This is a genomic window from Psychrobacter sp. P11G3 (assembly GCF_001435845.1).
Taxonomy (GTDB): domain Bacteria; phylum Pseudomonadota; class Gammaproteobacteria; order Pseudomonadales; family Moraxellaceae; genus Psychrobacter.
The window spans coordinates 356,934-382,915 of record NZ_CM003596.1; the positions used below are offsets into that span (position 1 = coordinate 356,934).

20 protein-coding genes are annotated in these 25,982 nt (G+C 42.4%); 13 read left to right on the forward strand and 7 right to left on the reverse strand.

Annotated elements, in window-relative coordinates; genetic code table 11:
* Window positions 1-138: 138 nt before the first annotated feature.
* From AK824_RS01515 to AK824_RS01560, 10 genes are all read left to right on the forward strand, one after another.
* A complete protein-coding gene (locus AK824_RS01515) occupies window positions 139-654 on the forward strand; it encodes a pilus assembly FimT family protein (protein ID WP_057758199.1) in 516 nt (171 codons plus the stop codon).
* Window positions 654-1,244 (forward strand): type IV pilus modification protein PilV, encoded by a 591-nt coding sequence (gene pilV / locus AK824_RS01520; RefSeq protein ID WP_057758201.1) that lies wholly within the window; start codon window positions 654-656, stop codon window positions 1,242-1,244. Before AK824_RS01515 ends, pilV begins: the two co-directional genes overlap by 1 nt.
* Before the next feature lies 1 nt (window position 1,245).
* A complete protein-coding gene (locus AK824_RS01525) occupies window positions 1,246-2,337 on the forward strand; it encodes a PilW family protein (RefSeq protein WP_057758203.1) in 1,092 nt (363 codons plus the stop codon).
* Entirely contained in the window at window positions 2,334-3,122 is a 789-nt protein-coding gene (locus AK824_RS01530; protein ID WP_156410672.1) for a pilus assembly PilX family protein, read from the forward strand. Before AK824_RS01525 ends, AK824_RS01530 begins: the two co-directional genes overlap by 4 nt.
* Window positions 3,123-3,205: 83 nt before the next feature.
* Entirely contained in the window at window positions 3,206-7,306 is a 4,101-nt protein-coding gene (locus AK824_RS01535) for a pilus assembly protein (protein WP_057758207.1), read from the forward strand.
* A 1-nt stretch (window position 7,307) separates the two neighbouring features.
* Window positions 7,308-7,808, forward strand: a complete 501-nt coding sequence (locus AK824_RS01540) for a type IV pilin protein (protein WP_057758209.1) — start codon at window positions 7,308-7,310, stop codon at window positions 7,806-7,808.
* Window positions 7,802-8,335 (forward strand): type IV pilin protein, encoded by a 534-nt coding sequence (locus AK824_RS01545; RefSeq protein WP_082624532.1) that lies wholly within the window; start codon window positions 7,802-7,804, stop codon window positions 8,333-8,335. The genes AK824_RS01540 and AK824_RS01545 overlap by 7 nt, the downstream gene beginning before the upstream one ends.
* 351 nt (window positions 8,336-8,686) lie before the next feature.
* Entirely contained in the window at window positions 8,687-9,205 is a 519-nt protein-coding gene (locus tag AK824_RS01550; RefSeq protein WP_057758210.1) for a pilin, read from the forward strand.
* Between the two features lie 162 nt (window positions 9,206-9,367).
* Window positions 9,368-10,111: a TfpX/TfpZ family type IV pilin accessory protein gene (gene tfpZ / locus AK824_RS01555; RefSeq protein WP_057758213.1), complete on the forward strand. Its 744-nt coding sequence runs from the start codon at window positions 9,368-9,370 to the stop codon at window positions 10,109-10,111.
* 166 nt (window positions 10,112-10,277) lie between these two features.
* Window positions 10,278-10,790 carry a pilin gene (locus AK824_RS01560; RefSeq protein WP_057758214.1) on the forward strand — a complete coding sequence of 171 codons (513 nt, stop codon included), beginning with the start codon at window positions 10,278-10,280 and terminating at the stop codon, window positions 10,788-10,790.
* A 140-nt stretch (window positions 10,791-10,930) separates the two neighbouring features.
* On the opposite strand, the gene fdxA is transcribed toward AK824_RS01560, so the two are convergent.
* Window positions 10,931-11,254 (reverse strand): ferredoxin FdxA, encoded by a 324-nt coding sequence (gene fdxA, locus AK824_RS01565; protein WP_057758216.1) that lies wholly within the window; start codon window positions 11,252-11,254, stop codon window positions 10,931-10,933.
* 97 nt (window positions 11,255-11,351) lie between these two features.
* A complete protein-coding gene (gene mutS, locus AK824_RS01570; protein ID WP_057758218.1) occupies window positions 11,352-14,438 on the reverse strand; it encodes a DNA mismatch repair protein MutS in 3,087 nt (1,028 codons plus the stop codon).
* Window positions 14,439-14,892: 454 nt separating this feature from the next.
* Here mutS and secA point away from each other — a divergent pair, with 454 nt between their 5' ends.
* Window positions 14,893-17,694, forward strand: coding sequence for a preprotein translocase subunit SecA (gene secA / locus AK824_RS01575; RefSeq protein ID WP_057758220.1), 2,802 nt, complete (start codon window positions 14,893-14,895; stop codon window positions 17,692-17,694).
* Between the two features lie 241 nt (window positions 17,695-17,935).
* Window positions 17,936-18,469: a hypothetical protein gene (locus AK824_RS01580; protein ID WP_057758222.1), complete on the forward strand. Its 534-nt coding sequence runs from the start codon at window positions 17,936-17,938 to the stop codon at window positions 18,467-18,469.
* 124 nt (window positions 18,470-18,593) lie between these two features.
* Here the strand turns inward: AK824_RS01580 and AK824_RS01585 are convergent, their stop codons facing one another.
* The 5 genes from AK824_RS01585 to AK824_RS01605 form a co-directional block, all read right to left on the reverse strand.
* Window positions 18,594-19,160, reverse strand: a complete 567-nt coding sequence (locus AK824_RS01585; RefSeq protein WP_082624533.1) for a YsnF/AvaK domain-containing protein — start codon at window positions 19,158-19,160, stop codon at window positions 18,594-18,596.
* Window positions 19,161-19,407: 247 nt separating this feature from the next.
* Window positions 19,408-20,256, reverse strand: a complete 849-nt coding sequence (locus AK824_RS01590; protein ID WP_057758224.1) for a DUF2382 domain-containing protein — start codon at window positions 20,254-20,256, stop codon at window positions 19,408-19,410.
* Between the two features lie 398 nt (window positions 20,257-20,654).
* Window positions 20,655-21,836 carry a thiolase family protein gene (locus AK824_RS01595; protein ID WP_057758226.1) on the reverse strand — a complete coding sequence of 394 codons (1,182 nt, stop codon included), beginning with the start codon at window positions 21,834-21,836 and terminating at the stop codon, window positions 20,655-20,657.
* A 109-nt stretch (window positions 21,837-21,945) separates the two neighbouring features.
* A complete protein-coding gene (locus AK824_RS01600) occupies window positions 21,946-23,286 on the reverse strand; it encodes a homoserine dehydrogenase (protein WP_057758228.1) in 1,341 nt (446 codons plus the stop codon).
* A 448-nt stretch (window positions 23,287-23,734) separates the two neighbouring features.
* Window positions 23,735-24,589 (reverse strand): DsbC family protein, encoded by an 855-nt coding sequence (locus AK824_RS01605; RefSeq protein ID WP_057758230.1) that lies wholly within the window; start codon window positions 24,587-24,589, stop codon window positions 23,735-23,737.
* A 405-nt stretch (window positions 24,590-24,994) separates the two neighbouring features.
* On the opposite strand from AK824_RS01605, the gene AK824_RS01610 reads away from it, so the two are divergent.
* Window positions 24,995-25,936, forward strand: a complete 942-nt coding sequence (locus AK824_RS01610; RefSeq protein WP_057758232.1) for a DUF808 domain-containing protein — start codon at window positions 24,995-24,997, stop codon at window positions 25,934-25,936.
* Window positions 25,937-25,982 lie beyond the last annotated feature (46 nt).

A 25,982-nucleotide genomic window follows, 5' to 3' on the forward strand; every position in this document is an offset into this window, starting at 1 on the left:
AATATTGTGGAACAAAAATTGCATGTTATTAGTTAGATTAACTATAAAATTATCAGCAAAACCGATACCGGATTTTAGTTGCTTTAAAACAAAGACTGATAAGAGACAGACATTAACAGTGCTAAATAGGGATTTGATGTGAATGCATCTGTGAATAATCGACAACCCAACATACGGGTAGCTCATTCAGGTTTTACCTTAATTGAGCTCATGGTGACGATTGCGGTACTGGCTATCATTGTAAGTATTGCTGCACCAAGTATCAGTACACAGCTTGCCAACCAGCGGGTTAAGTCAACGGCTTCTATAATAGAGAGTGCTCTAAAAGAAGCCAAAGCTGAAAGTATTATTCGTCGTCAGAATATAACCGTACGATACGAGACTTCCGGTACTAGTAAGAAGATTGACTTGCACACCGGTATTACCAATACATCTAGTACCAATATCTCTAGCCATAATATTAGTGAACAGAGTGTCGTAAGTATCACACCTGCAACAGTAACTACTGTTGTCTTTCAGCCAAATAAATTAATTGCAGGTGACGACGAAATATTGTATTCCATATGCGATAGTGGCTCTACCAACGAAACACTTGGTCAGGTACGTGTGAATAAAATTGCTAATATCAATACTACAAACACTGGGGGCTGCTGATGGTAGCGAAATCTACGCAGAAAGGTGTAGGGCTAATTGAGGTGATGGTCGCGCTATTGTTACTAACGGTAGCCGTGCTAGGCTATACTGCATTACAGGGAAGAGCTATTCAAGCTACTAACGAATCATTTGAGCGCTCTCAATCATTAGTCATGATGCGAAATATAGCAGAAAAAATTCATGCAAACCCATCTGCTATTGAAACATACGAAGAAAGTTTTAATGAACCGTATGCTTCATCAAGCGCCCCTGGTGAAAAATGTGGTTTGGATGGGTTAGCTACAGAACTGTGTAGTCCAGAGCAACTAGCAGCAGTAGAAAGCTACAACCTTAAATCCAAATTACAGGGTTACGATTTTCAAATTCAGATGCATCCTTGCCCTAATACTGGGGGAACAGGTACAGATGCAGCAGACAATATTATGTTCTCTTATTGTCTAATTTCTGCGTGGGGAGAAACAACACCTACTATTGGTACAGATGGTGAGACCGACTGTCTGACCGAACGAGTAGTCGGTGAAGATGATTCTGTAGAGGCAGCTGGCGGGAATTATCATGCTAAAGCGACGTGTATGATGATGGAGATATGAGATGAATACAAAAATTTATCAGCTTGTCTTGTCGGATACTGTCGTTATACCTTCTAAAAGCATATTAGTGTCAAGAAAGGATGAGGGTTTTACTTTAGTTGAACTAATGATTGCCTTGGTACTTGGTTTACTTGTCTCAGCTGCTGCATTACAAGTATTCTATACCAGCTCAGTTAATAGTCGTCGTCAAGAAGCAAGCTCACAAATTCAAGATAATGCTATTTTTGGCTTCTCTGAAATGCAAAAAAACTTAAGACGCACTAACTATGGTGCTAAATCGACTGATGCTTATGATGAATTCTTTATGAATCACCTAACGCCGCAAGGCGGTGTGGTACTTACTGCACCAGAAGCCCCCGAAGATACTTCAGATAATTGGTTAAACGGTAATTTATCAGGTCTGGTGTTAGATGGTAAAGCGATACCAGCAAGTTTATTGTCTAGCAATGAATCTGCTAATAGTAGCAGCAATGTGAGTGTAGATAATAGTGATCAGTTGACCATTCAATATCAATCAGGTAGAGAAGACTTGTTCGACTGTGAAGGCGCTGCAATACCAGAAGGCTTTTATGTGATTGAACGCTACTTTGTACGTCTGGATAAGACAATAACACCAAATACATTGGGTCTGGCATGTGCTTCGGCTATTTACGAATATAATGAGAGTACTGCTGGAAGTAGTACAGGTCTTGATATTGCAAGCTATACTGATTCTGAAGGTGATTCTCAAAACAATAATCTATCTGGTGATGGCACGATAATCATACCCAATGTCGATTATTTCAGAGTGCTATTTGGCGTATCAGATAGTATAGGGTTTGCTACTTACCCTGATCGAGCAAATATTGCTTATATGCCAATTCCAGCACCTAGTAGCTTGGACTCAGACCAGCGTATTGTAAGCTTACAGATAGGTATCTTATCGCGATCGGACAATCCAACAGCAACCCAGCAGTCTAACAGCGAATTGAGCTTTGATATACTCGATGTAGCGAATACGAAACTTGACACAGATACTATTGCAGGTCCTACCTACCTACGCAGTGTCTATGAGAGTATGATACTACTACGCAATGCCAGAGGTGGATTATGATGAAACGACCTTTTATGAGCTATCCTAGCTCATCTCTTAGTCCTAGTACTCAGTCAGGTGCGGTGCTTATCGTAGTGTTGTTTGTACTCATATTAATCATGATAGTAGGTACAATTGCGGTCAGACAAAGCACTACAGATCTGAGAGTGGCAACGGCAGATCAAGTAAATAAACTCTTATTTCAAGCCAATGATGCCGCGTTTATGAAAGTAGAAAAAGAAGACCGCATTTTAAGTGAGCGCCGTGGTAATGTTGATACGCTCAAAGGCTATATGTCAGCGACACAAAGAGAAGGACATGAGGTAAGCTTTTGTGTAAGGCCGCGAAGTACTAGGCTCTTTAGTATTCTGGAGATTAGTGAGCTCAATAAAGATGGTGGGTTATTGAACAGTAGAAAAAACGGCTACTGTGATCCAAGTGATGATAACGATTATGTTAGCGAAGGTCGAGTGATTACCCAGATGACCTTTGTAGCGCCCGTAGCAACTGATAATGAAGGCATTCTTGATAGAGAAGTCGTAGGCACATTTTCTAATAACTTCGACACACCAGAAAATGGCGGCAATACAACTATCGAATGTACGACATTTATTGGCTATGTTACTTCAGTCGTACCAGCATTGTCTCAAGCATCACTGTCTTCTATAGCAAGTTGTCTTGAGAAGCCGCGTACAGGTACGGATACGGTAGATAGCTGCCTAACCGCACTTGACACTCCATTTCAGACGCAGCAGCAAATCTATCTAAATCAGCCTGTGGGTGTCGAGTGTATCTCTGGCAGTTAGTACCACCTATTTTATATCTTAGAGCAATACAGACTAGGTATAAGTTGTTACTTTCTAACAATTCACGGATATGGGTAACCATCATGAAAATATTACCAAGCAATGTAGACAATACCTCCTACCGTAATGTATCAGACTGGTCTGTAAAGCTATTATCGACGGTCATAATAGGCTGTATGGCAACGAGTGCAGGGCACACCTCTGATCGTGAAATATATCAAGGGGCAACCTACGGCAATGCGTCCATTATGATGATGTTAGACAACTCATTTAGTATGGGAGCTGTGAGTGTCGCAAGGGACTATCCAGAAATATCATCGAGAGACCGCATTTATAATGATAGTTTGACTCAAGTTATTTTCGATGATGAAGGTAATCCAACGAGTCAGTCGGTGACCTATGAAGTTGATTATGCTTACAAAAACCGTCAACCTTATTTTGATCGGATGTCGCGTTTAAAAAGGGCGCTTATTCCTTTGCTTGCCAATCCTAAAGATGAGGAAAAAGGCTTTGGACCGAACGTTGAGCTAGACAAGTATAGGATTGGTCTAGGAAGTTTCTTTGGAGGATATGGAAATGGTGGCGGACTCATCAATGCCCCAATAGCAGATTTGACGCTTGATAATAGAAAGTTGCTACTTGATGTTATCAAAGATCTTGAACCAACAGCTTATACCCCAATAGCCAATGCCTATGCTGAAGCGGGTGCCTATATGCTAGGAACGAATACTCAGACAACGGAGACTGAAACCGTATATGAAATGGTAGGTGTTTTAGAATATCGCTACAGCAATAGAAAATACACATTGTATTATGATTGTGTGAGTATCAGCTCGGATATATATTCAGATAATGGTGATAAATATTCTGATTGTATAGGTAATTCTTTTAGAAGGTCGCAAGGTAATGATAGAAATCTAGGTAATATTAACTTTGGTTTGTTAGGAGGTCCTGATCTAAGCAAAAATAATATAGTATATACTCGAGATGGAATTTTTACTTTCTATTATAAAGCAGTTACAAGAGAAGTGGGAGCGAATCCTACAAGTGGTTTTAATAGATCAGTAGATACAGCCAAGAAAGAGGATCTTTTAACCTATGATTCACCTATTGATGGTCCGAGTCAGTGTGATGGTTATGGTGTGTATTTCTTGACTGATGGGGAACCAAATAATGTTTATGACGAAAATAATACTAAAAGTCTAATAACTACAAGCTTAAGAGCCAGCTCCTTTCCTATTAGCAATCCTCAGCTTCCCTCTAGGGGAGCACAAAATGAGAATGGCTATGACGATCAGTTCAGCCCTCCCGTCTTTGTAGGCAAGCCAGCATGGGAGCTGATAGGGCAGTACGCTAAAACGCTATATAACGAATCCAACATCAAGAGCGTACCTATTGCTACAGCGACAGTAGGTTTTGGAGATGTATATAAACAGTTAGCCCAGCAAGGGAAAGTTACTCAAACCATTACTCGTCAAAATGATACGGTCGAGACAGTCGATGTTTATCAGTGCGACCACCCGAATGTCACGAGCGTAGACGCTCAAAACCTATGTAAGCTTGGCGAAAAAGGTCAAGGCTTTGGTGAAGGTGGGTTTTACTATACTCAAGAACCAGAAGATATTGCGGCTAGCGTTAAGACATTTATTGAAGAGGTTGGTAATACTGAAATTGATTCAATATCTTCGGGGACAATGTCTGTACCGCTCGATAGTTTGGGCGGCTTAAAATCACGCAAATTTGCTTATCTGCCGATTCTCGATCCAGTCCCTGGATCACAACGACTATGGAATGGTAACCTCAAAAAGTACAATGTCGTAAATGGTACGCTAACAGGTGATGATGGTGATTTTGTCTTCGAAGATAATACGGGCTTGTTTGCCAAAAATACTCACGATATTTGGAATACGATTGGTATCGAACGTCCTGATACCATAAGGCCTGATGGTGGATTACCGCAAGTTGGTGGTGCGTATCAACAGATATTCGAAAACGCCAATGCACCTATAGTGGGTGATAGAAATGTATTCGTCGATACCGGCAATAGCTTGACCAATCTCAAAGTCACTGACCAAAAGCCAGTCAATTTTGCCTCCTTAACTGACGAAACTGAAAACAATAACGATAAAAAACTTGCATTGCTTAAGTTCATGGGTTACAGCGTAACTGACACTGTTACAGATGGTACAGCGCTAAGCGCGCCACAAAATAAAGATCTAAAAAACGTCGGTGGCGTGCTTCACTCTATACCGCAGCTGATCACTCAATCGGTAGAGGTTGATGCCTCTGGACAGTTCGACATCAGCACTCGTAAAGACTATATCATCTATGGCTCTATGGACGGTGCGCTGCATATGCTAGACGACAGCACAGGTCAAGAGACATTTACTTTTGTGCCCAAGCAAATCCTTGATTTGCAGCCAGACGCTCTAGCGAATAATGTGAATCGTACTGCTGTAGACGGTAGCTATCCGTATGGTGTCGATGCGCCTTGGTTGACTTATGTATCGTACACGACCAAGTCAAAGATTGACGAAGAAGAGAAAACAACGACCAATACTTATGAAGCGGCGCAAAGCTTTGCGCTAGGCGGATTGCGTATGGGCGGGTCTATGTATTACGCTTTAGATGTTACCGATGTTGATAAACCTGAGATGATCTACAGTGTAGGCTCCAACTACGCCAATCGTCGGAAGGGTGCTACGACAGTGGCGTTGAGTGGCACTAAAAACGGTACAACCGATAACATAACACTCGAACAACAAGCCTATGCACGCATGGGCCAGACATGGGGCAAACCGACCCTTGGCTATGTAAAGAGCGGTGGCGAGCGTGTGATGGTTAGCTTCTTACCAGGTGGTTATGATGACTGTTATGAAGATCCACAATTTAAACTAGGCAATAATGCAAGTAGTGAAAGTTGCGCAGATAAATCAAAAGCTCAAGGTAATGCCATGTATATGGTACAAATGGGTAAAGTTCAGATAGACGAAGAGAATAATGAAGAGACGATAAAAACCTCTGCTACTGATAGTGGTAAATTACTATGGTGGACAAGTAACCAAGATGATTCAGCAAACTACACCGCTCGTAGTACCTCGTTACAATACTCTAAAGCTGCTGATCTAAAACACAGTATTGTGACACAAGTAAGAGCAATAGACCGTAACTATGATGGCCTAACCGACTCTATATACTTTGCCGATCTAGGTGGACAAGTATGGCGCGCCGATATCAATAATAATAAAGATACTGTGAACTTTAAAGTAGACCGTGTAGTAAAAGTACTCGATGTCAGTGACCAAGCATCGGACGGAGATGCACCTCCTCGCATCTATGAGCGCCCATTGATTACGTTTTATAATGGGAAATATGACTATGAAGATGCGGCTGGCAACAAGGGTACATATTCAGGTGTACAGACAATGATAACGGTAGGGACGGGCGATCGTAGTAGCCCAGTATCAGCAGAGAGAAATACACCGGATGCGCTGTATACCGTTATCGACAAAGATATGGGTCGTAGAGATTTGTTTGATTACAGTAGTGATGCGGCCTCCACGATCAGTTTGCGTACCCCAGTCATTAAGGTTGATGGTTCTGATGATGACATAACCGGTAATAATCTTCAACAGCTCACGTTTACTGATACAGATAGAGGCGATACTGGTATTAGACAGAACATGACTGATAACGTAGTACAAGGTTGGTATATGCCTTTCATTTACTGGGATGATGGCGAAGTATCTACTAGCAGATACAAGCTCAAGATGTTTAATGAGCCAGATGCTATCGCTAGTGTATTAATATCCTCAACATACAACCCTGACGCAGGACAAGATATCCAAGCGTGTAGTGCAGGTGTCAAGGGCTCAACTCAGAGAGAGCGCACCTGTCTACCTTATGGTAGCTGCTCAGAAGATGCAGATACACCACGCTCAACTTTCGTTGCAGGATCAGGTATCGTCGATAATATTGTCAGTCAATATAACGATACATCTGTATTTTCGAGCCTTGTAAACCGCTGTGAAGGCGAAGACTGTGAGCCTGATCTCATCTGCCCAGATGGTAATTGCGGTAACGCCGACGATATATTTAATGAATGTGTCGGACCAAGTTGTGGCGTAGATGGAGGTATTAATACAGATAAACGTATTAATCCACTCAGCTGGATGGAACATTGATATGTTGTCTAAGAGTAGCCACTCGACCAGACAGACAGGCTTCACGTTGATAGAGATGATGGTTGTAGTTGCCATCATCTCTATATTGGCTGCCGTTGCCATACCAAGCTATCGTGCTTATGTCATTCGCAATGCTGAAGCAGACGTACAACGAAAAATGCTATCCTTGTCCGTTGAGCTTGAGCAATGGCGTGCAAAGGCGCTAACTTATCGTGGATTCAAGCCTCGCTCGGATACCATTAGCGATAGTACAGGCCTTATAAGTTTCCCTGCGGCTAATCCAAGATACAATATCAAACTCGGTCATATCTCAGGTACGCCTGCTACCTTTAATACACTGCATCAAGGGACAGGACGTGCTAATAACTGGGTAATGATGGCAACGCCCATCGATCTAGTAGGGGCCGATAGCTTCTTGCTTTCAAGCCAAGGGTTACGCTGCTCAAGCAATAGTGATTTTGATATCACAGAAGCAGATTGTGCAGGAGCGACGGTATGGTAACGTTGTCAGTAGAGACGAAAAAGCTCGTCCTAGATCGGTACTCATCTACTCAGACAATGCGTCAAGGAGGCTTTACGCTGATAGAGTTAATGATTGTAGTAGCTATCATCGGTGTTTTGGCAGCCATTGCTTACCCGAGTTATCAAGGATATATTGAGCGAACCAATCGTGCTGATATGATGAGCGAAATGCAGCAGATAGCCAGCCGTGTTGAGTCCAATAAGATCAACTATAAGCGCTATGATAGAGTGCCACTCTCCTCTATATTTTCAAGTAATCCTGCTACCGACGGTAGTGTAAGTTTTCCTAGCTCGGGAACAGCACTCTATACAGTTACCATAGGTACAGGCATACTGGGCGGAGAAAGTTGGAATACAAGTACTGATACACTAGGAGGGCGTGACTGGACGATTAGAGCAATACCAGTCTCAGGTCAACGTATGGCGGGTGATGGCACGCTCACCTTGTCTAGTGCTGGGCAAAAATGTCGAGGTAGTAAATGTGGTATGGGCGATGAGTGGCAATAAGTGCTCAGTATTCAGGTTACTTGACAAAAAACGTCAGCTGCCATTACGTATATCGTTCATAACTCACATAAACTGACAATTTTCAGCAATGAATTAGCAATATCATTTTCTAGCTTGATGCTTTTATGTCATGAAGTCGGTAGAAAATATCAAGATTGATCAATTGATGACTAGCTAAAATCTAGAGGCGATAAATACTAAGGGTTCAATTTAAAAAGAGTCTAATATTTTTTTAGTATATTAAAAAAAGTTGGCATAGTATCTGCAACAGTTATAATAAGAGAAACATTATATTTATAGCTGGCAGTTAGATAGTAATTCTATTGCCATATTATCCAAAAGGACAAGTCTATGAACGCTCAAAAAGGTTTTACCCTAATCGAACTAATGATTGTTATCGCTATTATCGGTATCTTGGCAGCGGTAGCCCTTCCTGCTTATCAAGATTATACGGTTCGTGCAAAAATTACTGAACCAGTATTAGCAGCTTCTACCTGTCGCACGACAGTTACAGAAGTATATCAATCAGCTAGTAGCTTACCAGCAGCTAATGAGTGGGGCTGTGAAGTCGGTATAGAAGCAGTAGAAGCGTCAGGAGAGGGACAAGATGCGGTTGAAGCGATAGACGCGGCTCCATCTACTAAATACACCGCATTAGTGGAAACTAATAACACAGGTGTTATTACTGTGACAACTACTGATGCAGAAGATTTAGGTGATGCTGCTGAAAAAACTTTCACATTGACTCCTAAAAATGCTGCTGGCGATACTATGGATGCAGACGATTTAGGAACTACGGTAAATGCTTGGGTATGTGGTCCAGGTACTATAAGCCCTAAATACCTACCAGGTTCTTGCCGCGGTGAGTAATCAAAATTAAGTAGGATTAACTTCCTTATTTAATCTGATGGATATAAAAAAGCCAAACATTATGTTTGGCTTTTTTATGGATAGCGAAATAGCTGTAGTAATAATAATTTATGGTTCATCGTTGATATCAAGATATTATACCAATTCTAAGGTGAGACTATTATGTATTCCAAAGTAGATGTGTTGCGAGATAAGTTAAAAGCATTTTTCATTCATTTTGCTTTTAGTATAGTGCTAGTTTTGGCAGCTTATCTATTGGTCCAGCTACTTTGGTATCCCGCACCGTTATTTAAAGCAACGGATGCCAGTAAACTATTTGTAATGATACTAGTAGTAGACTTGGTACTAGGTCCAATATTAACCTTCGTCATTTATAAAAAGAACAAAAAAACTTTACGTACAGATTTAGTGGTTATTATACTGGTTCAATTAAGTGCTCTATGCTACGGCTTGTATTCAATGTATGAAGCGCGTCCTGTTTGGATCGCTTATGTAGCTGATAGGTTTGAGCTGGTTAGAGTAAATGATATTATCGAGGAGGATAAGCAAAAACATAATTGGCCAAGGTTTGGTCCAGAATATATTTATGTTGATTTAAGCCAACTTAATGAGTCTGAGCAGTTAGACTCTATACTCAAAGAGACCCAATATAATATTAGCCCAGCTCAAAGACCTAAATTTTATAATGATTTTGACTTGGCTAAGCCTTTGATAATAAAAAATAGCCAAGATGTTGCCTTATTAAACAATTACAATGACTCGATAGAGGTGACAAGAATATTAAAGAGGTATCCACTGGCAAATAGTTTTATACCACTAAAAGCTAAAGCCGTTGATATGACCGTACTTATAGATATAGAGAATCAAGGAAGAATTATAAAAATTGTCGATTTACGCCCTTGGTAATAACATCATTTTTTCAATAACAATTTAATTTTCATTATAAAGTCAAATTTAATATTTAATTGACGTCAGATTCGACTAAAACATAAGCCAAAAAATGTATAAATTATGAGGCTGGCATATCCTGTGCAATGTTAGAATACCATTCGTTAAAGAGTTTGTCGTTATTATGTTATCATCTAAATCTAATCGATATTTTGAAACTCAACCGGGATTCGCTCTAATAGATTTGATGATAGCAATTGCTGTTATTGGCATTCTTGCTGCAATCGTATTACCTGCTTATCAAGACTATACAGTTAAAGCCAAATCATCAGAGGTAATGTTAGCAGCCTCTGCTTGTCGTACGTCAGTAGTAGCTGCAGTACAGTCCTCTTCAGCAGCTAATGTCTCTAGCATTTTACCCAATGCTTGTGATGAATTCACTGCGACCCAGTATGTAAAAAGCGTCACAGTAAGTAGCAATGGGACCATTACTGTTTTGGCTGACGAGGCAAACTTATCTACAGTAACTAGCACAACGAATACTTTGACACTAGCCCCTATCCAAACTGGTAGCAATGCTTTAGAGGGTATCACTGATGGTGGTAAAACTATTGCAGGTTGGCGTTGTGGTTCAGTAGCAGATGGCACGACTATTCCAGCCAAGTATTTACCCAGCTCATGTCGAGGAACTTATTAGTTATTCGATAATAGCACTAGAGAAGAGGGTACGCGAACCATAATCTAGTTTGAAAGGTCTACTAATAAACAGCGTAATAAAAAAGGCTGAAGCAACTGCTTCAGCCTTTTTGTGTATAAAATACTTTTTCAAACTATGAACTACTTCTCTAAATACTGAATCTTACCTTCTACGCCGTCCCACTTTTCAGCTTCTGGCATTTGTCCTTTCATCTCAGTGATGTTTGGCCATTTTTGCGCCAGCTCTTCATTGAGCTGAGTGAACATCTCTTGTCCTTTGGGCACTTCGTCTTCTGAAAAGATCGCATTGGCTGGACATTCAGGTTCACATAGTGCGCAATCGATACACTCATCAGGATCGATGACAAGGAAGTTTGGGCCTTCATAAAAGCAGTCCACAGGACAGACTTCTACACAGTCGGTGTATTTGCAAAGAATGCAGTTATCTGTAACGACAAAGGTCATAGTAATGTCTACCTGTTATTGATTTGGCTTTTGGCTAAATAGAATAGTCGAAAATAAAGCGTATTTTAGCGCCTTTACTACAATTTGACAATTCCCTTTAATGACTAATGATTTTCTTCAAATGATAGATTAAATCGTGCGCTTGTTTAGGGGTCAGGCTATCAGGATCAATGGCGCTTAGTTCGTCCTCTATGCTAAATAACTGATTTTGCTTTAGATTATCCGCTACATTTGGTGATTGTATCGCGTAACTACTTTGTGATTCTAAAACAACATCGTTGTTAGACTCTCGCTGTTTATCCGTTACTGACTTAGCTAAGTCATTTTTATCATCAATAGTTTTTTCATTTTCTGCTTTTAGATTGTCTATCAAGTAACGTTTGGCATCATTTAATACTTGTGCGGGGATACCCGCCATTTTGGCGACGTGCAATCCAAAACTAGAGCTTGCTGCGCCTTCCTTGATTTGATGAAGGAGAAGTAACTGACCATCGATTTCACTGGCGGCGACATGGACGTTACGAATCTCGTCACTTGTCTGTCCCAATTGCGTCAGCTCAAAATAATGAGTGGCAAATAGTGTCAGGCACCCGATCTCGACTAGACGGTTGACACAAGCATGAGCGATAGCCAGACCATCAGTAGTGGCAGTACCGCGTCCGACCTCATCCATTAATACCAGTGATTTGTTCGTTGCTTGGTTTAAAATATTGGCTGTCTCTATCATCTCAACCATAAAAGTGGATTTGCCACCAGCTAAATCATCCGCGGAGCCGATACGGGTAAATATTCGGTCAATATCACCAATATGTGCATGCTCAGCGGGTACAAAGCTGCCGCAATGAGCGAGCAGTACAATCAGCGCGGTCTGGCGCATATAGGTAGACTTACCACCCATATTAGGACCAGTGATGAGGAGTAGTCTTTCAGAGTGTCCTTCATCAGCATGAGCACTACCCAGTACGCAGTCGTTCGCGACAAAATGGTTTGTACTTGATGCAACACCGTTCCGATTGTTCGCATTCGCTTGATTTAACGCCGCTTCGACCACGACATGACGACCTTGGCGGATATCAATATGGGTCTGATTTTTGGCTATAGATTTGCTCTGGTTTTCTGAATCTACTCCCATAACTGGGCGTTGCCAATGGTAAGTCGTCGCAAGCTGCGCCCAATTACTCAGGACATCAATTTGAGCAATCGCAGCACTCAGCTGTTGTAACTCAGCCAAGTTTTCGCTTAGTTGGTTGAGCAGCGCTTGGTAAAGCTGCTTTTCGCGAGCCAATGCCAGAGACTGGGCGCTTAAATACTCCGTCTCGACTTCTTTTAATTCATCAGTAATAAAACGCTCACTACTCTTGAGCGTTTGCCGACGAATAAAGTGAGCAGGGGCATTTTTCGCCTGCATCTTGGGCAGTTCAAAGTAAAAGCCACTGACTTTATTAAAGCCTACTTTTAGACTCGGTAGTTGGTTATCTTGACGCGCTCGCTCTACCATTTCGTCCAATGTCACTTGAATGTTGTCATGGAGATGAGTGAGGCGGTCGAACTCGTCATCATAGCCCGCTGCCAACATACCACCATCACGGATATGTGCAGGTGGCTCAATGACAATAGCGCGCTCGATTAACTCAGCGACAGATTGAACGGCTGGCAGTTGAGCGGGCAATTGCTGCATCAACATCGGCAATAGACCAGCGTCTTCATGGCTGATACCTGACGCTGTCAGCAGAGTGGTAAGCTGGGCGCTGCTAGCGATACCATCGGCAAGCTTGCGTAAATCACGAGGTTTGGCACTCATCAGTCCGATGCGACTGCTGATTCGCTCAATATCGCCAATGGTGTTTAGCGTATCGCGTAAACTGGTGACCAGTGAGCTATTTCCTGAATTTTGATTTGAATTACCATCCGCATTCAATAGGGACGTTATCGCGTCTAGACGCATATCGATGCGCGCATGCTGACGCAGTGGACGCTTCATTTGCTGTACGAGCAGTCGCTTGCCCATTGGTGTTTGGCAATGGTTGAGTACGGATATTAGGGAAGTACCACTACTACTGACTGGACTAAATAACTCAAGGTTTTGCTGGCTATTAGCATCGATAATCAAATAATCATCGCTGTACTCGACAATGAGTTGGTTGACTTGAGGTACGTGGCGTTGCTGAGTTTGACGCGCATAGTGGATAAGCGCAGCGCAGCTGGTTTGCGCAAGTGGAGCCTCATGAATGCCCAACCCATCGAGACGCTGGACTTCGAACTGCTGACAAAGCGTGTCACTAGCATGCTCACGATGAAAATCGTTGGCAGCCACCTCTATAATAGGGCAGTCCAGATTTTGTCGTAACCACAGTAGCCACTCTGAATCAGTGCCACTAATGCTGCCGCCAACGCCATCAATAAGTGCTTCACTAATGATGCATTCACTAGGCGCAAAACGTGCTAATACAGTAAGCATTTGAGTTTGCAGACCATCTATATCGTTTTTGTCCGCTATCAGTGTCTGGGTAGTCAGTGTACCTGCAGCCAAATCCATCTGACTAATAGCTGCTTGTAACGTCTGGCTATTGTCTTGCGTTTTCATAGTCGCAATATCGATGGCAACCACAGTCGGCGTATGATTGGGGGCAATTAACGCATCATCGGTAATAGTACCTGCGGTAAGCGTTTTAACCACTTCGCGGCGCATGATGCTACCAGCAGCAGATTTGCTTTTGTCTTTCTTTTGCTTGTCGCCCATCGCAGGGACATTGGACTTATTGTTAGCACTGCCAGCATTGGTCGTTGTCGACTCGTCAATTTGTTCACAGACGACGACCGTTTGCCCAGCCGCGATTAGGCGTGCCATATAGCTATCGGCTGCATGGAAGGGTACACCTGCCATGGCTATCGTGTTGCCTGCTTTATCCGTACCACGGCGCGTTAGTGTGATATCTAGTATTTGCGCCGCACGCTTAGCATCGTCAAAGAACAGCTCATAAAAGTCACCCATCCGGTACAAGAGCAATGCTTGTGGATAGTTGGCTTTCATGGTTAGATATTGCACCATCATCGGCGTATGATCTGCTAGGTTATAGACTTCATCGCCTATACTTAAGCAGTCAGAGGTCTCTTGTTTTGATAAGGGTTTTTCTGATGAATTGGGATTTGATGACTGATTTTGTACAGATGGCTTTACGGTCATGCAGAGTCTCTTATAGTGCTTTAATGAGTGGTAATGAGTATTTTGTGATAGAGATACTAAAGGGTTATTTTTCTTATATATGAGTTTGATATATAGCTTTGGCTTTAGCAATAAGCCAGTTACTTATAGATAAATGGCTCAACGACAAATTTTGAACCAAGATGCAGTGGTAGCAAACGTATAAAAATCGAACTATGACAAATTATAAAGACGCTGAAAAAGCTAAGAAATTTAACAAGGTATTCGCTATTTTAACACGTCCTACTAGGTTTTTACTGTGGCAAATATCTACTCGCTGCCCTTGTATCCATCAGCGTCATAACCATATATAATGACGGCACACTTAATTGGGCGATACTAAATTAGGTAGTACTTAGTCGGGTGATGACAAGGCAGAGAGCTAAGCTTTGGCTAATGCGCACTAATTATCGAATATTCCATAGGTCAAAAAATTATGTTATCAAAGATTATAGGCAGTGTGGTTGGCACTAAAAATGACCGCGAATTAAAACGCATGCGTAAAGTGGTCAGCAAGATCAACGCACGAGAGGCTGAAATACAAGCCCTGTCTGATGAGCAACTACAACAAAAAACTGAAGAATTTAAAGCGCGCCATCAAAAAGGCGAAAGCTTAGATGCATTATTGCCAGAGGCATTTGCTGTCTGCCGCGAAGCATCATTACGTGTCAACGGCATGCGTCACTATGACGTGCAGCTGATCGGCGGTATCACCTTGCACGAAGGCAAAATCGCTGAGATGAAAACTGGTGAAGGTAAAACCCTAATGGGAACCTTGGCCATGTACCTAAACGCTATCAGCGGTAAAGGGGTTCATCTGGTCACGGTCAACGATTATTTGGCCGCACGTGATGCTGAGCTAAACCGTCCGTTGTTTGGGTTTTTGGGTATGACTGTTGGTGTAATTTACTCACAGCAGCCGCCACAAGAAAAAATCGAAGCTTATCAAGCCGACATTACCTATGGTACCAATAACGAATACGGTTTCGATTATCTGCGCGATAACATGGTCTTTAGTCTTGCTGAGAAAAAACAGCGCCCGCTAAACTTTTGTATTATCGATGAAATTGACTCAATCTTGATTGATGAGGCTCGTACGCCGCTTATCATTTCGGGTCAAGCTGAAGATTCTTCACGCATGTACGCGTTGATTAATACGATTATTCCTGTGCTGATTCGTTCAAAAGACGAAGAAGCAAACAAGAATAACGAAGAAGAAGACTTCTGGATCGATGAAAAAAATCGCCAAATTGAGATCAGCGAAAAAGGCTACGAAAAAATCGAGCGCTTCTTAATCGAAGTGGGTGAGCTGGGTGAAAACGAAAGCTTATATAGCCCAAGTCGTTTGCCACTTTTGGCTCACGTTCAAGCTGCCATCCGTGCGCATCACGTGTTTGTCAAAAACGTTCACTATATCGTCGATGAAGGCGAAGTGGTCATCGTTGATGAAAATACAGGCCGTACCATGCCGGGTCGTCGCTGGTCAGAAGGCTTGCATCAAGCAGTAGAAGCGAAAGAAAACGTTGAGATCCAAGCAGAGAACCAAACGCTTGCAACGACGACATTCCAGAACTATTTCCGTCTGTATGACAAACTGTCTGGTATGACGGGTACTGCTGATACTGAAGCTGCCGAATTCAAATCTACTTACGATCTAGATGTCATCGTGATTCCAACGCATGAGCCGATTGCTCGTATCGATATGGATGACCAAATTTTCCTAACCAAGTTAGGCAAATACAAAGGCATCATTCGCGAAATTAAAGAAATTCAAGCCAAGGGTGCGCCAGTACTGGTTGGTACAGCGACGATTGAAGCTAGTGAAGAATTGTCTTACTTGCTCGACCAAGAAGGCGTCAAGCATAATGTCCTAAACGCCAAACAGCATGAGCGTGAAGCAGAAATTATTGCACAGGCAGGTAGTCCAAAGTCAGTCACGATAGCCACCAACATGGCAGGCCGTGGTACTGATATTATCCTCGGTGGTAACTGGCAGTCGTTTATCGAAGATATCGATGCGGTGAGCCCAGAAGAGATGCAGCGTCTAAAATCTCAATGGCAAGTCAAACATGACCAAGTCGTAGCAGCTGGTGGTTTACATATCATCGGCTCTGAGCGCCATGAGTCACGCCGTATTGATAACCAGCTACGTGGTCGTGCTGGTCGTCAAGGCGACCCTGGTATGTCACGCTTTTTCTTATCGCTTGAAGATGATCTGATGCGTATCTTCGCAGGCGATCGCGTGGTCAATATGATGCGTGCGATGGGCCTCAAAGAAGATGAAGCCATCGAACATAAAATGGTTTCTAAATCGATCGAAAACGCGCAAGGTAAAGTTGAGAGTCGCGATTTTGATGCCCGTAAAAACCTATTGAAGTATGATGATGTTGCCAATGAGCAGCGTAAAGTTATCTATGGTCAGCGCGATGATTTATTAGCAGAAATGGACTTATTAGAAGCCATCGAAGTGATGCATCATGAAGTGTATAACGCAATGATCAATCAGTTTATTCCGCCTGGCTCTATTGATGATCAGTGGAATATTGACGGCTTAGAAGACGAATTAGAAGACGAATTCAAAATCTCGATGCCGATTAACGATTGGTTGGATGAAGATCGTCGTCTGGATGAAGAAGGGCTGCGTGAGAAAATCGTTCAAACGGCGATAGATCGTTATCACAGTCGCCGTGAGCAGATGGGTGAAAAAGACGCCGCTCAGCTTGAGCGTCATTTCATGCTACAGAGTCTAGATAAGCATTGGAAAGAGCACTTAACGCAGATGGATCAGCTACGTAAAGGGATTCATTTACGTGGTTATGCACAGAAAAACCCTGAGCAGGAATACAAGCGTGAGTCGTTTGAATTGTTCCAAATGATGCTTGGTGCAATTAAGTCTGAGACTGTACAAGACTTATCACGTGTTCATATTCCAACCAAGGAAGAACTGGAAGCATTAGAGATTCAGCAACGTGAGAATGCTGCCCATATGCAAATGCAGTTTGAACATGATGATGTAGATAACCTGGATAGCAATGCGAGTGGTTCAGCTGCTCAGCCGCAACCACAAAGCCGCAATCTAAATAGCGGTGCTGCCGCAGCTGGCGTTGGTGCTGCTATAGCAGGTAACGGTAGTAATGCTAATGAACCAAACCCATATGCAGGTATGAATATCAGTCGTAATGCAGCGTGTCCTTGTGGATCAGGTCTTAAATACAAGCAGTGTCATGGTAAAATCTAGTCGTTAATCATAGCAAGTCATTAGCTATTTACTGAACTGCTATTAAAGCAAGCTCTTACCTAAAAAAGCCCTTAACTTAAGTAGATAAGGGCTTTTTTATATCTGTTAGATAACTTATGCAAACTTAAAATTTGCTAGACTAAGACCAACAAACACTTTGTATTGATTACTTACAAATTCAGCATAGGCGTGAATTTATGGACACGCTATAGTGTTTAACATATTTATTTGGGAGAGTGTCATGAGTGTAGAATTCTTAAAAAAAGTACGCAGCTCAGTAGTTTTATCAGGTTTGTTGGCTGGCGCCTTGACGGTCAGTGCTTGTCAGCAACAGGCAGAGCCAGAGTCGGGAATGGAAGACGGTGCTAATACAGAAGAGTCTGTTCCAATGTCAGCGGAGCCTGCTGAACCTAGTGATGTCGTCGTCGGTACCGAAGACGCTTCACTTAACGAAGTAGAAGGTGATACTACTGCTTCAGTAAACAGTGCCGTCATGCAGATGTCATATCTATGTACACCTGAACTAAAAGTTGAGGCGACTTATAAAGAAGATGCCAATCAAGTTGTTGTCGCAACCGACATGGGTACAGTAACGTTGAACCAGACCAATGAAGGTAGTAATCCTGAAGTGTTTGAAGTGGCGACCGCAATTGATGGTGGTCAAGGCTTCACACAATGGCGCGTAGGGCACGAAGCTCGTAAAACTGGCGTTATGCGTACTGCTGGTGCAGATGAGTCAAATGTTAATACATTCGAGTGTAATGAAGCCTCATAGTTGGTCTTCAATACTTAGCAGTTAATAAGCATTAAAAAAGCAACGCTAGGATAGCGTTGCTTTTTCATATTGTGAAATAATCTTTATCAATCATACGATTTCATAGTGTCTAAACTATCAGCACTTATTTTAACGGAGTTGTATCAGAACCATGAGCCAATAGACCTTCTTCAGTCACATCTAACTCTTCATGCTTGAGCTCTACTTGAATGCTGTCAGTATGTACATGAGTGCTTTTATTGATTTCGATGTCTTGGATAGCGTAGGTATCTTTGGTAATAGTAGCCACTTGGCGAGATAGCACAATATCGATCGGTTCATCGCCAATCTCTATTTGTTTACCATTAATAGTTACTACGGCCTTACTATCCAAAGAAGGCTCGACGTGGCGCAATATGTCTTTGTCATCGTAATTACCAGAGAGTAAATCTTGGCTCTCCGCGTCATGGTACTCAGTACGAATGGTGATATATTCTTCTACCAACTCAATTGGCACTTCGACAGTTTTAGTACGTGAATGCTTGGTAACGGTCACTTTACCTACGTCCAAGCGTTCTTTGTTAATCACAGGACGTTCTTCTAATAGTTCTAAGTGGCCAACATTGACGGTATTATTCGTCTGTTTCGTTGAGATATTTTGTTCCTTATCCAAGTTATCTTGGTAAAGGCTGTTTCCATTTTCAGTAGTCATTATTATTCCTTTATAATTATAAAATGATGAATTTCTAATAATTTCAAACGTTATATGTTAATTAACCACATATATTAACTAGCTACATTGAATACTATAAACCATTCGCTCATGTTATGAATACAAAAAAGACCAGAGACATGCTCTGATCTTAATGGCTAAACATATGAGCTTAGCTACTTACTATCATCATATTTAACTGACGGTATAGGAAGCTTACGTCGTTAAACTATGACTTATTAGCATATTACATGCCGCGAGCACGGCGTACATCTTCTGCTGTGATACCATCACGGTCTACTAAGTTACCCTCACGGTCAACCACGTTGCCGTTGCCATCAACATCTAGCTCTTCACGTTGAATGGTCTCAATTAGGGTTTCGGTATGGTGATCGGTCGTTTTACCGACATTTACCTCTTCAGAAACATAGGTTTCTTTGCTGACGCGAGCACGTTCGGCCTGTAGTTCGACTTCAACTGTTTCAGTAGCATCGAGGTCGCCGATTCGACGGTCTGTTGGACGATCTACGCTAGTACGCTGAATATTGGCATGCTCTTCTTCTAAGTCTACATCGACATTACGCTCTTCAGTGACGACATGCTTACCTACTTTTACTAGCCCAGCAACGATACGGTCTTTGTTGACTGTCAGACGCTCTTCTAATAGCTCTAACGTATTTGGTGCATCATAAGAGTGATCTGCAATATCAACGCGATCTTCTACAGGGAGTGTATCAGCAGTAAATGCTTGACGATCTCTTTCGTACTGCTCTTTATAGCTATACTGATAGTCGTGATCGTATACTTCCATGGCTTCTACTTGCGTTTTGGTCAAACTATCAAAGAAGACATCATCACCAACGATACGGGCTAAACCTGCTGGTACCAATACTTCTTTTGAACTAAACCAGCCACCTGCGTCTACAATTAAGTAACGAATACGACCAGTGGTATCTTCTACTAGGGCACCTTCAATCTTACCAATTTTTTCTTCATTGATACCGTAAGCAGTTTTGTGCGTTGGATCATAATAATCATCACCAATTAAGTCTTGATGAGTAGCTTGAATATCTTTTAAACGGATTAGTTGACTCATTGTTATCTTCCTTTTTCGCGAGTTTATTTTTTATAATGTAATGGTTGATGTTGTTATTAATTTTTAGTAATACCATATTTATTACAGTTAATGGTAAGCCACATGAATAGCTTCCCTATCAACTTGTAGCTATCCTAACACCGTGTTTTTTGATGAGATATATGAGCAAGGTAGCAAAGTGTGCACTTGCAGTAATTGCGTGTAATAGGCTGTAAGTGGCATAACATAGGAGGGGGTAGAAGTTAACGAGTCTTTACATAGAGTAATATTCAACATTTATCGAAAGAAAAAAGACACAAAAAAACCGCATTACCCTTAGCAATGCGGTCTCTCAATGAACAATACTTATCTAAGTATTATTTAGCTAACTTACTTTAAGTCAGTTAAACCTGCTTTATTTAAGCAAGTTCAATAGCTACGGCTACCGCTTCACCACCACCGATACATAGTGTTGCGATGCCTTTTTTGCCACCAGTACGTTTTAGAGAGTTGATAAGCGTAATCAGAATACGAGCACCTGAACAGCCTACAGGATGACCAAGGGCACATGCACCGCCTTCGATATTTACTTTAGCATGGTCAAGTTTCAGCTCGTCCATCGCAGCCATAGTAACCATCGCAAAGGCTTCGTTGATTTCCCATAGATCTACGTCATCTACTGACCAACCAGCACTTGATAGTACTTTTTCAATGGCACCGATTGGCGCAATAGTAAATTCGCTTGGGTGACGTGAGTTTGAGGCAGTAGCAACAATGCGAGCTTGATAGTCTAGGCCTTCAGCTTTCGCTTGTGACTCTTTCATTACTACGACTGCTGCAGCACCGTCTGAGATTGAGCTGGCGTTTGCGGCAGTGATTGTACCGTCTTTAGCAAATGCTGGACGTAAAGTAGGAATGCGATCAGCATTAGCAAGGGCAGGTTGCTCATCGGTATCAACAGTTTGCTCGCCTTTGCGAGTGGCAAACGTAACAGGCTCAATCTCATCTTTAAAATGATTGTCTTTGATAGCAGTCAGCGCACGGTTCAATGATTCAATAGCAAACTCATCCATTTGCTCGCGTGTATAGCCTTTTTCATCGGCCATTTCTTGAGCAAACATACCCATTAGCTTACCAGTATCAGCATCTTCTAGGCCATCTAAGAACATATGGTCTTTGACTTCTTTATGACCCATACGATAGCCGCCACGTGAACCTGGCATGATATACGGTGCATTGGTCATTGACTCCATGCCACCTGCAACAGCGACGTTGAAGCTACCCGCTTTGATACCATCGTGTGCTTGCATGACGGCTTTTAGACCTGAACCACAAAGCTTATTAATAGTGACAGCACCAGTCGCATCTGGTAGACCTGCTTTACGCATGGCTTGACGAGCAGGACCTTGACCCAGACCTGCCGTCAAGATACAACCCATAATGACTTCATCAACACTGTCAGCGCTAACACCTGAGCGTTCGACGGCAGCTTTGATAGCGGCGGCACCCAGCTCGGTAGCACTCATGTCTTTTAGTGCGCCTTGAAAGCCACCCATTGGTGTACGTGCGCCGTTTAGGATTACAATTGCATCATTTGACATCGTTATTATTCCTTGTTGTGCGTTTTGATTAAGTATCTACCAAGAAATCAGATGCCGATTGGCTAGCTTTTGCTTATATTATAAGCATCTGTCTTCTTCAGTATGTGGTTTATGCTAGCTCATCTAATCGTATGCGTACTACTTTATCAGTAATGGTCTCTAACTTTTCAATTTTTTCGATAGCAAGATTCATCTGACTCTCGACCACAGGTAGCGTCAGAATAATCACCGGCACTTGACCTACTTTATGTGCAGGCTTTTGCAAGATTGCATCAATATTGATACCAGCATCACTTAGGATGCGTGTGATATCTGCCAATACGCCTGGGCTATCATAGGCATGCACACGCAAATAGTATCCAGTTACCATCTGATCAGCACGCAATATAGGCGTGTCTGATAGCTGGTCAGGGATAAATGCTAAATGCGGGACATGATGTCCAGTGTTGCTCTGATCGTCGCGGTCTTTGCTACCCAATACACGAACCAAATCCATGACGTCGGCCATCACTGCAGAAGCGGTTGCACCAGCACCAGCACCATCGCCGCAATAGAGCGTCTGGCCTAGCGGATGTGAGTTGACCAATACTGCATTTTTCACACCATTGACGTTCGCTAATAGCGCATCTTGTGGAATAAGTGTTGGATGTACGCGTAATTCAACCCCTGCGTCACCATCATTTTCACTATCACGGCGTACGGCAAACCCTAAATGCTTGATACGGTAGCCAAGCTCTTCGGCATAGTTTACGTCTTGCAGGGTAATACCAGTGATACCTTCGCAGTAAACTTTATCAAACTGTAGCGGAATACCAAAAGCGATAGAGGCGAGTAGCGCCAATTTATGAGCAGCATCAATACCTTCAACATCAAAAGTAGGGTCAGCCTCTGCATAACCCAACTCTTGTGCTTCGCTTAATACGTCGGCAAATGGGCGACCCTTATCACGCATTTCGGTCATGATAAAGTTACCAGTACCGTTGATGATACCCGCGAGCCAGTCGATTTTGTTGGCAGCCAATGCTTCACGCATTACCTTGATAATTGGAATACCGCCTGCTACCGCTGCTTCATAAGCAACATGCACATTGTTTTCTTCAGCTAAGGCAAAAATCTCATTACCGTGTTCAGCGAGTAGTGCCTTGTTTGCCGTAACCACATGCTTGCCGTTTTTAATGGCCTGCATAATGACGTCTTTGGCTAAGGTAGTACCACCAATCACTTCGATAACAATATCGACATTATCGCTTGCGGCAATTGCCATCAGATCGCTGTTTTGCATGATATTGGTATCGATATCATCACGCTGACGACGCGTACCGACTTCGGTAATAATAATGTCGCGTCCGCTACGGCGTTTTAGCTCATTTAAATTGTCATTGATCAGATTGATCACGCCCGTTCCGACGGTGCCCAGACCAAGTATCGCTAGTTTGATGGAATTACTCACAGTATCCTCAAGAGGTTAAATACAATGAAGTCAGTATAAGCGGTGACAGTGTCAAATGAGTCTGCGACATCAAACAGAATGTCTGTGCGCATTGCCTGGTACTGCCTGCCTATCTACTTCATCATAGTTGAATAAAAAAAGCTCAAATAAAAAGGGTGTTGCTCATTTTGCATCGCGCTTTATCGTATCATACCGACAAGGCATTGTGACGTCTATACAATCTCATAAAAGCCGATTTTATAAAGGCTAATACCATAAAAGCCGATGTTCTGAAGGTTGATGTCATAAAGGCTAAGATTACAAAGACAACGTCATCAAGGTTATATCAGCTGACAATTATAAAAAAGTGGTAGCTTCAATCTTGTTTGGCATATGTATATGTCATTTATGCTTGATTGCCAATATTAGTCACTCTAATATGAGTGATTAATACTGGTAACTCATATTATTAGTTAGCGCCTACTGCTTGTGCCAATTCTGCTGCAGGTAAGTAGCCGCCTACTTGTTGTCCTGTTTCGGTAAACACCGCAGGCGTACCGCGCACACCAAGTCTTGAGCCTAGAGCCATATGTTCTTGTACAGGGTTGGTACAGCTAGGGGCTTGTACATTGGCACCGATTTTTGCTTGATCCATCGCAGCTTTACGATCCTGACTACACCAGATCGCCTCCATCTTTGGTACAGACTCTTGACTGCGTGGCCATGCCAGATAACGAACCTCGATACCACGCGCATTGATATCATCCATTTCTGAATGTAGTTTGCGACAGTAGCCACAATCTGCATCGGTAAAGGCATAAATAACGGCTTTGGTTTCGCCTTTTGCTGGATAAATCACCATGTCTTTTTTATCGACGGCTTTTAGCGCTTCTTGTGCTGTCGTAGCAACTAGAGCGGCACTGATATCAACCGGAGCGGCATCACCCACAGCGATGATCTGACCTTGAATAATATGCTTGCCAGCTTTATCAGTAAAGAAAGAAGGTAGACCTTCAGCGGTCACCCAATAAATACCATCCATATCTGTCGGTACAGCTGAGACAATAGTTTCCTCGATACCAGAGCTTTTTAGATTCGCCTGTAACGCTTTCACCACGGTTGCATCATTATCAGCTGAGGGATTAGTAGCAGTGGTATTTGTCTGTGCAGCATTTACAACGCTGGTATTGCTGGTTGCATCAGCGGCATTGTTTGAGCAGCCAGCAGCAATACCAACTAACAGCGCACTCATCATAAAACGAGATAGAACGGTACGAGAAAGAGGATTACGCAAGGTGGTATTTTTGATAGTGGGGAACGGCATACGGGTTTCCTATAGGCGTCGCGCCTAATCATGAGTTCGTTATAAAAAGCGCTATAAACTTTTCTATATAGTAATGTGTCTTGGCAGTGTTTTAAAGGTCTAACATTGAAGAAGTTTTTATAACTTATTGATAATAAAAGATAGGTAGTAATAGCCTTCATATTACCATATTTACGCCAAATAATAGCAAAGGGAAGGCTGCCAAGAAGTATCAATAAAGCCAACTTTAAAGAATAGCTATCAACATAAATTCAAAAAACAAGATACATTTGTGCTATTTAACATAGTTGCTTGAACTTGTAGTCTAAGGCTAATCGCATTGTTTTTATAAAAATCTATATAAAATGCGTTGTATAAACTATTTGAGAACGACTTACTTTAACAAATTTGCTTTAAGGAGCACACATGGCAGGTGCCAGTTTATTAACCTTACTCGATGACATCAGCGTCTTAATGGATGACGTGAGCGTCATGACCAAAGTTGCCGCCAAAAAAACCGCGGGCTTAGTTGGTGATGATTTAGCACTCAATGCCGAGCAGGTCACAGGGGTTAAGCCAAATCGTGAGCTCCCCGTCATTTGGGCAGTTGCCAAAGGCTCTGCCGTGAACAAAGTGATTTTAGTACCAGCGGCGCTATTGATCAGTTATTTTATACCGTGGTTGATTACTCCGCTATTGATGATCGGAGGGTTATACCTCAGTTATGAAGGGGCTGAGAAGGTCATTCACAAGTTTTGGCCGAAGTTGTTGCCTCATGATGAAGAGCAAAATGCTCGTTTAAAAGCCAACGCAGATGAGTCGGTAGATTTGGTCGCGTTTGAAAAGGACAAAATCAAAGGTGCCATACGTACAGACTTTATCTTATCAGCTGAGATTATTGTTATCTCTTTAGGCGCAATTACAGCAGCTGGTGGCGATATTGTCCAAAAAGGCATCGTACTTTCGATAGTGGCTGCTGTCGTGACCGTCGGTATTTACGGCTTAGTTGCAGGCATCGTAAAGATTGATGATGCGGGTCTGCATTTGATTGAAAACTCACAAGCAGGTGATAGTAAGCGCAAGTTTGGCGAGTTTATGCTTGCAGCTGCGCCAAAGCTTATGAAGTTTTTATCTATAGCGGGCACGATTGCGATGTTCTTGGTGGGCGGCGGTATTATCGTTCACGGTATCGGCTTTTTGCATCACAGTGTAGAAGACATTGCCCATCTTACTGGGGTATTTGAAGGGTTAACCGCGTCATTGTTAAATGGATTGGTCGGACTGATTGTTGGCGCTATTGTGGTTGCTATTGTTACTACTATTGGTAAAATCCGTGGTAAAGATGACACAGCGTCTTCTGCGCACTAAGCTTATCTGCTTTCTATTGTCTCTCGTTTGAATTAGCAAGTAAGTT